Below are 7,933 nucleotides of genomic sequence, written 5' to 3'. Positions count from 1 at the left end.
GCTGCTGGGCGGCTACGGGTACACGCGCGAGTTCCCGGTGGAGCGGATGATGCGCGACGCCAAGATCACCCAGATCTACGAGGGCACCAACCAGATCCAGCGCATGGTCATCGCCCGCCAGCTCCTCAGGTAACCCGCCCGCTCAGCGCAGCCGCCGCAGGTCGGCGCGGAGCCCCGTGGCGTCGGTGAACAGCACCGAGCGGATTCCCGCGGCTTCGGCGGCGCGCACGTTCTCCGCGCGGTCGTCGACGAACAGGACCTGGTCCGGACGGGCGCCGAGCCGGTCGGTCAGCCGGCCGAATATCTCCGGGTCGGGTTTGGCGAGCCGCAGGTCGGCGCTGAAGAGCCGGTGCCGGAACAGCCGCGCCCACGGCCGCCCGTCCACCATGCGGGCCAGCTCGACCGGCGCGTTCGACAGCAGGGCCAGCGGCGTCCCGGCCTCGGCCAGCTCCTCCAGCAGGTCGAGGGTGTCCCCGTTGACGTGCGCCCAGGCGCGGACGTCCAGCTCCACCAGCACTTCGATCAGGCCGTCGTCGACCGGTGCGCCGAGCCGCCCGCAGACCTGCCGCCAGAAGTCGCCGGCCGTGACTTCGCCCAGGTCATAGGGCAGGCGGTGCGCCCAGTAGGCGGGCCAGAACCGCTCCGCCGGGACGCCCGCCGTGTCCGGCAGCAGTGCGCCGGCCCGGTCGGGCGGCGACAGGCTGATGACGCCCGCGTAGTCGAACACGATCCACTCCATGGCGGCCTCCTCCGTTGCCATTGACTTTCTAACATAGATCTTGTTCGATCTAACACATGGAGAGTTCGCAACGCGTGGCCACGCTCATTGAACGGTTGCGCACCACCGAACATGTCACCGTGACCGAGCTGGCCGACGAGACCGGCGCGTCCGAGATGACGATCCGGCGCGACCTCGACCAGCTCGCCGAGCGGGGCGTGCTGCGGCGGGTGCGGGGCGGCGCGGTGAGCCTGCTGCTGCGCGGGGAGGCGATGCCCTTCGCCGTCCGCGAGCAGGAGGCCGCCGACGCCAAGGAACGCATCGCCACCGTGGTGAACGACCTGCTCACCGATGGTGAGGCCGTCATTCTGGACGGCGGCACGACCACGCTCACCGTCGCCCGCGCCCTCGCTCGGCGGCGGCTCACCGTCGTCCCGCTCGACATGCATTCGGCGAACGCGCTCGGCGGCGCCCCGCGCATACGGCTGCTGGTCCCCGGCGGGCGGACCACGCCCGGTGCGCTGGCGTTCACCGGTCCGCTCACCGAGGGGTCGCTGGCCTCGCTGCGCGTCGACACCGCCGTCCTCGGGGTGTGCGGGCTGTCGGCCGAGCACGGGCTCACCGCCCACGAACTCGACGAGGTCCCGGTCAAGCGGGCCGCGATCGCCTCCGCCCGGCGTGTCGTCGCCGTGTGCGACGGGGCCAAGTTCGGCCGCACCGGCCTCGGGCTCGTCTGCCCCGTCACCACCCTCGACATGGTGATCACCGACCGTTCCGCGCCCGAGACCGCCGTGTCCCGCCTCCGCGACGCGGGCGTGGACGTCCGCCTTGCCTGACCGGCTGCGGGCCGGGCGGCTGGCCACCTTCGTCTACTTCGCCCTGAACGGCTTCCTGCTGGGCATGTGGATCGTCCACATCCCGAGCATCGAGGCCCGGACGGGGGTCGGGCACGCGGTCCTCGGCTGGCTTCTGCTGCTGCTCGGCGCGGGGGCCGTCGCCGGAATGCAGATCGCCGGGCCGCTCACCGACCGTGTCGGCGCCCGCGTCGTCGTGCCGCTCAGCGCGGTGCTGTGCAGCGCCGCCCTGATCCTGCCGGGCCTGGCCGCCGACGCCTGGACGCTGGGGGCCGCGCTCCTGGTGCTCGGTGTCGGCAACGGCTGCCTGGACGTCGCCATGAACGCCCACGCCGTCCAGGTGGAACGCGGCTACCGGCGCCCGGTCATGTCCGCCTTCCACGCCGCGTTCTCCGTCGGCGGAGTCCTCGCCGCGCTGGCCGGCGCCCGGACCCTCGACCGGGGCTGGAGCCCGGCGTCGGCACTGGCCTGGTCGGCGTTCCTCGGTGCGGCCGTGGCCGTGCTGGCCGTCCCGGCGCTGCTACGGCCCGACGGACCCCGCCGTCAGGACGCCCCGGCACGGGAAAGGCCACGAACACCCAGGCGCATCTGGATGCTGGCCGTCCTCGCGCTCATGGTGATGCTGTGCGAGGGGGTGGCCAACGACTGGAGCGCGCTCCACCTGAGCCGCGTCCTCGACGCCTCCGCCTCCACCGCCGCCCTCGCCTACGGGGCCTTCGCCGCCGCCATGACCGCGGGCCGCCTGCTGGCCGACCGGGCGGCCGCCCGCTTCGGCCCGGCGGCCGTCCTTCGCTACGGCGCCGCCACGGCCGCCCTCGGCCTGACGGCCGCGGCGCTGTCCGCCTGGGTCCCGCTGGCCGTGGCCGGCTGGGCGGTGTTCGGGGCCGGTTTGTCCGGCTGTGTCCCCCAGCTCTTCAGCGCCGCGGGCCACCACGATCAGGGCGCGGTCGGCGCCAACGTCTCCCGCGTCGCCGGGCTCGGCTACCTGGGCATGCTCGCGGGCCCCGGCGTCATCGGACCGCTGACCCACGCCATGCCGCTGAATCTCACGTTCTTCCTGCCCGTGGCACTGTGCCTCATCGCCGCGTCAGCGGCGGGCATCCTGCGCACCGCACCGGCCGACCCCCGGCATCGGACGCGCCGACCGGGACGGCCCCGCACCTCAAAGGCCGTCCCACCCCGCCTTGATGACGTCGAAGACTCCCCTCCCGGGCGGGTCACTCGTGGGAGATGGTGAGCATCAGTCGGCCGTCCTCGGCGACGCTCGGGCGGAGTGTGAGGCCGTTGATGTGGGTGTAGCTGAACGGGATGCTCGCGTCCGTGACGGCCACGGCCTTCGCGGTTTTGGTGCGGGCGATGAAGGTCACCTTGGTGCCCTCGACCTTGATTTTGAGCTTGCGGACGCCGTGCTCGCCGTTGAGCGGGATCTCCATGCCGTCCCTGATCTCGATGTAGCAGTCGGCGTCGCGGCACTCCGCCGGTGAGGCGGCCTCCTTGCCGGACGCCGCCTTCGGTGAGACGGACGGCGCGGCGCCGTTCGCGGCGGCGTCGGCGGCGGCCTCCGCGGCACTGTTCGCGGCGGCGTCCGCGGCGGACTGCGCCGGGGCGGCGGACGGTGCGGCCGGGCTCCCGGGCAGGGCCGGCTCCGGCGGCGGTGCGGCGAGCGCGACCCCCGCGGTGGTGATGCCGCCCGCGACGGCCAGCGCGGCGGCCGCGGTGAGCATGGTGAACATCCTTGTCGACATGCTGCGGACTCCTTAAGTGACTACTCTCGGTCACCAGAATGTTACCCACAGTATTCGATCAAGAACGCTGGGTCACATGGGCGGCTGCTCGTCCACGATGAGGGTCTGCATCGCGCGGCCGAACCCGCCGGACGTGTCGGCGAGCGTCGCCTCGCACAGGGCGCTGCCGCCGGGGCTCAGGTCGACGGACGCGGCCATGCAGAGCCACTCACCGGCCGGGTCGCGGTGCAGCGCGACGGTCATGTCCGTGTTGATGATCAGCCATTTCGCGTGGTCGAGCTGGCTGCCGATGCCGGACGCGCTGTCGGCGAGCGTCAGCGCCCGCACCAGCGGCGTGTCCGCCTCCCCGGCGACCAGCGGGATCCGGGACCGCGCCCAGGTCGTGCCGGGGCCGGGCTCGCCGAAGGTGCCGCTGACGATCCGCCACTCCATCGCCGAGAGGTAACCCTCGGTGTGGACGCCGGGCCACCGCGGGAACGGCTCTGTCGTCGCGGGCAGGGCCGGCGGCGGGGGACCGTGGACGACCGGCTCCAGGTGGGCGGGCGCCTGCATGATCCGCCATGCCGTGGCGCGGACGACGGGACGGCCCTCATGGGTCAGCTCCGCCTCCAGGTGGGCGACCCGCTTGCCGGGGCGGACGACGCGGACGGCGATGTCCAGCACGGCCACCGGGACGGGGCTGAGCAGCTCCACCGTGACCCGCGCGATCCGGCCGCCTGGGACGGGCTCGTGCCGCTCGAAGGCCCGTCCGAGCAGGGCGGACACCGGGCCGCCGTGCTGGAACCCCGGCGACCAGGGGCCGGCCGTGGCGGGGGTGCTGGCGAACCGTCCGTCGCCGAGCGGCTCGTAGAACGCCTCCGCGGGCGCGTCCTCGGACATGCTGCGGCTCCCTCCAGAGACCCAACCTAGAACGGTATTCTAGACGGGTTTCGGGGCGGGGTCAGCCGCAGAGCTTCTGGGTGGCGGTCTCGGCCCCGTCGGACGGCGACGGGCTCGGCGACGGACTCGCGACCTCGACCTTCTGCACGCCGTCCCAGTCCGCGCCGACCATGACCTGGACCTCCGACCCGAGCCCGCTCACCTTCTTGAGCTTGGCGCCCGGGATCGCGGCGGCCACCGTCTTGGCGGAGTCCGCGCCGTCCGGCCCGTACCGGATCTGCGTCCGCTGGAGGCCGCGCCGCGCCACGCCCGGCTGGACCGTGGCCTCGAAGCCCAGCTCCTCCAGCTGCCCGCCCGCCTTGGTCGCGAGACCCGGCGTGCCGATCGCGTTGAGGACGCGGACGGAGATGTCCTCCGGCGGCACCGTCGGCGCGTTCGCGGGCTTCCGGGACGCCGCGGCGCTCGGCGGCTTCGACGGCTCCGCCAGCGGCTGGTCCCGCCGGATCTTGGTGAACAGGTCGCGCGCCCCGCCCTGCTCCCACAGGACGGTCGACTGCGGCTGCGCCGAGTTCCACAGGACGGTCTCGTAGTCGGGGTTGGACAGCGGGACCTTCCCGAACGTGAGGTCGTCGGTCGACAGGTCCTTCATCTGGTCGGCGATGTCCGGCAGGTTGTCGGCCAGGTCCTCGTCGACGCGCAGCGACTTAAGCGCCGCGTTCAGGAACTTCGTCGACTTGACCGGGTCGCCGAGCGTCTTCGTCGACAGCGCCTGCTTCAGCATCGCCGCCATGAACTGCTGCTGCCGGTCGATGCGGCCGAGGTCGCTGCCGCCCGTCAGCGTGTAGCGCGCACGGGCGAACGCCAGGGCCTTCATCCCGTCGACGTGCGACGTGCCCGCCGGGAGCTTCAGCCCGCTCTTGACGTCGTCGACCGGCTGCTCGGTGCACACGTCGACGCCGCCGAGCGCGTCCACCATCTTCACGAACCCGTAGAAGTTCACCTCGATGTAGTGGTCGATCGACAGGCCCGTCGCCCGCTTGACCGTGCTGACCGTGAGGTCGGGCCCGCCGAACTGGTACGCCCAGGTCAGCTTCCCCGGCCGGGACGGGACCTTGGCCCCCTTCTCGCCCTCCGAGCCGTTCGACTCGTGCGCCGGGATCGTGACGTAGGAGTCGCGGGGCAGGTTCACGACCGACACGCGGTCGCGGTCGCGCGACACGTGCACCAGCAGCATCGTGTCCGACCGCTCGCCCTCGTGGTGCCCGAGCCGGGCCGCCTTCTGCTGCGCCCTGGTCAGCCCGTCCCGGCGGTCGACCCCCGCCACCAGGATCGTCATCGGGCCCTTCGGCCCGCCGTCCCGGCCGAGGCCGCCGACCGACACCTTGTCGATCATGCCGGTCACGTAGTTCTGGAACGCCCACGCGCCGCCCGAGGTGAGCAGCACGAACGCCGACATCGTCCCGGTCACCATCAGGAACCGCTTCTGCCGCCGCGCGCTCATCGCGGCCCGCGGGCTCAGCCCCCGGCCGGGGCGGCGCGGCCCGCGCGGGCTCTCCACCGCCACCCGCGGCGCGGGCATCCCCTCGATGGTCACGCCCTCGATGTCGCCGTCGCCGCCGTCGCCCGCCGCCGCGCCGGAGCCCGGACGAGGCCGGAAGTAGCGCTCCAGCGGATCGGCCTCCGGCCCGCCGGTGTCACCGCGACCTGAGTCGTGCCCGTCTGCCATGCCGGCCGCCGCCTCCCGAGTGACGTCGTTCTGACGCGAGTCCACACCACTCTAAAGTGGGGGACACCCGTCCGTTCGCTACCTGGACCTCGTGTCCTTGGAGTAACGTGGCGCCGTCTCGGCAGACCCGTGCGGCCCGCACGTGAACGAACCGGGCGGCGCGGGCCGCGTCAGACGAGCGAGCAAGAGAGGATGGGGCGCCTCACCGGTCACCGGCCGGGGCGCCCGCGAGCCCCGTATGAAACCGTCTCCCCATGTCCAGCGCGCCATGAACCAGGAAACCCAGTACGCCGTGAAGCCCCGCTCCAACTCCGGTGAACGCACCTGGCCCGCCGTGTCGGTGGTCATGCCGGTCCTCAACGAGCAGCGACATCTGACCGAAGCCGTGCGCGGCATCCTGACCCAGGACTACCCGGGCGAGCTCGAACTCGTGCTCGCCGTCGGGCCGTGCCGCGACCGCACCGAGGAGATCGCCCGCAGGCTCGCCGCCGAGGACCCCCGCGTCCTGGTGGTGGCGAACCCGACCGGGCGCACCCCGCAGGGCCTCAACATCGCGATCAAGGCGTCCCAGTACTCGATCATCGTCCGGGTGGACGGCCACTCGCTGCTCCCCTCCGACTACGTCCGGGCCGCCGTCGAGACGATGGAGGAGACCGGGGCCGACAACGTCGGCGGGATCATGGCGGCCGAGGGCGTCACCCCGTTCGAGAAGGCCGTGGCCCGCGCGATGACGTCCAAGCTCGGCGTCGGCAACGCCCGCTTCCACACCGGCGGCGAGGCGGGCGAGGTCGAGACCGTCTACCTCGGGACGTTCCGCCGCAGCGCGCTCGACCGCGTCGGCGGCTACGACGAGACGTTCGTCCGCGCCCAGGACTGGGAGATGAACCACCGCATCCGGGAGACCGGCGGGCGGATCTTCTTCACCCCGCGGATGCGGGTCACCTACCGCCCGCGCCCCAACCTGCGGGCGCTCGCCAAGCAGTACTTCCACACCGGCCGCTGGCGGCGCGTCGTCGGGCGCGAGCACCAGGGCACCCTGAACCTGCGCTACCTCGCGCCGCCGATCGCGGTCGTCGCGATGACGGCGGGCGCGGTCGCCGGGGCGCTCGGGTTCTGGCCGGGCTGGCTGCTGCCCGGCGGCTACGCCGCCGCGATCATCGTCGGCGCCCTCGTGGAGGGGCGCGGCCTGCCGCCGTCCGCCTGGGTGCGGCTCCCGCTCGTCTACGCCACCATGCACGTGACCTGGGGGGTCGGCTTCCTCACCAGCCCGCCGCGGCTGGGCCAGCCCACACCGGTCAAACCGGGCGAACCCGTGCATTAACCGCGGGAAGGGAAACCACCTGCAGTTTCCCGGCGTCTGACGATGTGTCAGGGTTAGCCGGGGCGGATTCCCGCTCGACGGGTGTGGAGGTGGCAATGTCCAACGGAGCACGCCACGGCTTGGGCGCGCTGGTCGGCCTGGTCGTCACGCCGATCATCGCCGCGTGCATGATGTACGGCACGGAGAAACTGAGCCGGGCCGTCCGGACGTTCGCCTTCGAGGGCGGTGACCGGTGGGTCGGCGCCGCGGTCTTCGTGGTCGCGGCGGTCCTGCTCGGCCTGGTCGCGGGCTCTCGGCTGTCGCCGCTCGCCTCCTTCATCCCCGGCGCCGCGTACACGGTCGTCGGCGTCCTCTGGATCCTGGCGCCCCGCTGGACGTTCCAGCACACCGGACGGGACTTCCTCCCGAGAGAGCTCTGGCTCGGCTACACCACCCTCGCCGCCTACGGCATATTCCTGCTGATCGGCCTGGCGCTCGTGGTGGCGTCTCTGGCACCGTCGCGCTGGAAGGCCCTCAACCGCGCGGGAGCCGCCCCGCGCTTCGGTGCGCCGCCCGCGCCGATGGGCCCGCCCATGCACGGCGCCCCCGCGCACATGGGGCCGCCTCCGGGGCAGGGCTCCCCGCCGTGGCAGGGCGCCCCCCAGTACGGCCAGCCGCCGGCCCAGCAGCCGGGCCCCGGCAACCCGCCTC

Annotated in this window: 8 protein-coding genes and 1 pseudogene; 5 read left to right on the top strand and 4 right to left on the bottom strand. The window is 73.1% G+C overall.

Going from position 1 to position 7,933, the window contains the following annotated elements; all coding sequences use genetic code 11:
• Positions 1-133 (top strand): acyl-CoA dehydrogenase family protein (locus tag E1266_RS33245; RefSeq protein WP_279436366.1); only part of this gene is annotated, 133 nt, incomplete at its 5' end.
• Between the two features lie 9 nt (positions 134-142).
• Here the strand turns inward: E1266_RS33245 and E1266_RS33240 are convergent.
• Positions 143-739 carry an HAD family phosphatase gene (locus E1266_RS33240; RefSeq protein WP_132053914.1) on the bottom strand — a complete coding sequence of 199 codons (597 nt, stop codon included), beginning with the start codon at positions 737-739 and terminating at the stop codon, positions 143-145.
• A 74-nt stretch (positions 740-813) separates the two neighbouring features.
• On the opposite strand from E1266_RS33240, the gene E1266_RS33235 reads away from it, so the two are divergent.
• Together E1266_RS33235 and E1266_RS33230 are read left to right on the top strand one after the other, a co-directional pair.
• Positions 814-1,554, top strand: coding sequence for a DeoR/GlpR family DNA-binding transcription regulator (locus E1266_RS33235; RefSeq protein WP_243719198.1), 741 nt, complete (start codon positions 814-816; stop codon positions 1,552-1,554).
• The gene (locus tag E1266_RS33230; RefSeq protein WP_132053910.1) at positions 1,547-2,809 is read left to right on the top strand and encodes an MFS transporter; all 1,263 of its coding nucleotides are present in this window, start codon (positions 1,547-1,549) and stop codon (positions 2,807-2,809) included. The genes E1266_RS33235 and E1266_RS33230 overlap by 8 nt, the downstream gene beginning before the upstream one ends.
• Here E1266_RS33230 and E1266_RS38455 read toward each other — a convergent pair.
• The 3 genes from E1266_RS38455 to E1266_RS33215 all read right to left on the bottom strand — a co-directional run bounded on the left by E1266_RS38455 (position 2,790) and on the right by E1266_RS33215 (position 5,922).
• On the bottom strand, positions 2,790-3,317 hold the full coding sequence (locus tag E1266_RS38455; protein WP_165966302.1) for a hypothetical protein: 528 nt from the start codon (positions 3,315-3,317) through the stop codon (positions 2,790-2,792). The genes E1266_RS33230 and E1266_RS38455 overlap by 20 nt on opposite strands.
• A gap of 72 nt (positions 3,318-3,389) precedes the next feature.
• Positions 3,390-4,196: a thioesterase family protein gene (locus tag E1266_RS33220; protein WP_132053908.1), complete on the bottom strand. Its 807-nt coding sequence runs from the start codon at positions 4,194-4,196 to the stop codon at positions 3,390-3,392.
• 61 nt (positions 4,197-4,257) lie between these two features.
• Positions 4,258-5,922 carry an LCP family protein gene (locus E1266_RS33215; RefSeq protein WP_132053906.1) on the bottom strand — a complete coding sequence of 555 codons (1,665 nt, stop codon included), beginning with the start codon at positions 5,920-5,922 and terminating at the stop codon, positions 4,258-4,260.
• Between the two features lie 268 nt (positions 5,923-6,190).
• Here E1266_RS33215 and E1266_RS33210 point away from each other — a divergent pair, with 268 nt between their 5' ends.
• Both E1266_RS33210 and E1266_RS33205 read left to right on the top strand, forming a co-directional pair.
• Positions 6,191-7,243, top strand: coding sequence for a glycosyltransferase family 2 protein (locus E1266_RS33210; protein ID WP_132053904.1), 1,053 nt, complete (start codon positions 6,191-6,193; stop codon positions 7,241-7,243).
• 95 nt (positions 7,244-7,338) lie between these two features.
• A pseudogene (locus E1266_RS33205) lies at positions 7,339-7,933 on the top strand (hypothetical protein); the annotation flags it as partial.

Origin of the sequence: Actinomadura sp. 7K534 (assembly GCF_004348575.1) — a bacterium.
GTDB classification, from domain to species: domain Bacteria; phylum Actinomycetota; class Actinomycetes; order Streptosporangiales; family Streptosporangiaceae; genus Spirillospora; species Spirillospora livida.
This window is presented reverse-complemented; position numbering and strand designations above follow the sequence as displayed.

Excerpts from the sequence above, each read along its gene's own strand:
- E1266_RS33215 (WP_132053906.1), bottom strand. The coding sequence starts at position 5,922 with ATGGCAGACGGGCACGACTCAGGTCGCGGTGACACCGGCGGGCCGGAG.
- E1266_RS33220 (WP_132053908.1), bottom strand. The coding sequence starts at position 4,196 with ATGTCCGAGGACGCGCCCGCGGAGGCGTTCTACGAGCCGCTCGGCGAC.
- E1266_RS33210 (WP_132053904.1), top strand. The coding sequence starts at position 6,191 with ATGAACCAGGAAACCCAGTACGCCGTGAAGCCCCGCTCCAACTCCGGT.
- E1266_RS33240 (WP_132053914.1), bottom strand. The coding sequence starts at position 739 with ATGGAGTGGATCGTGTTCGACTACGCGGGCGTCATCAGCCTGTCGCCG.
- E1266_RS38455 (WP_165966302.1), bottom strand. The coding sequence starts at position 3,317 with ATGTCGACAAGGATGTTCACCATGCTCACCGCGGCCGCCGCGCTGGCC.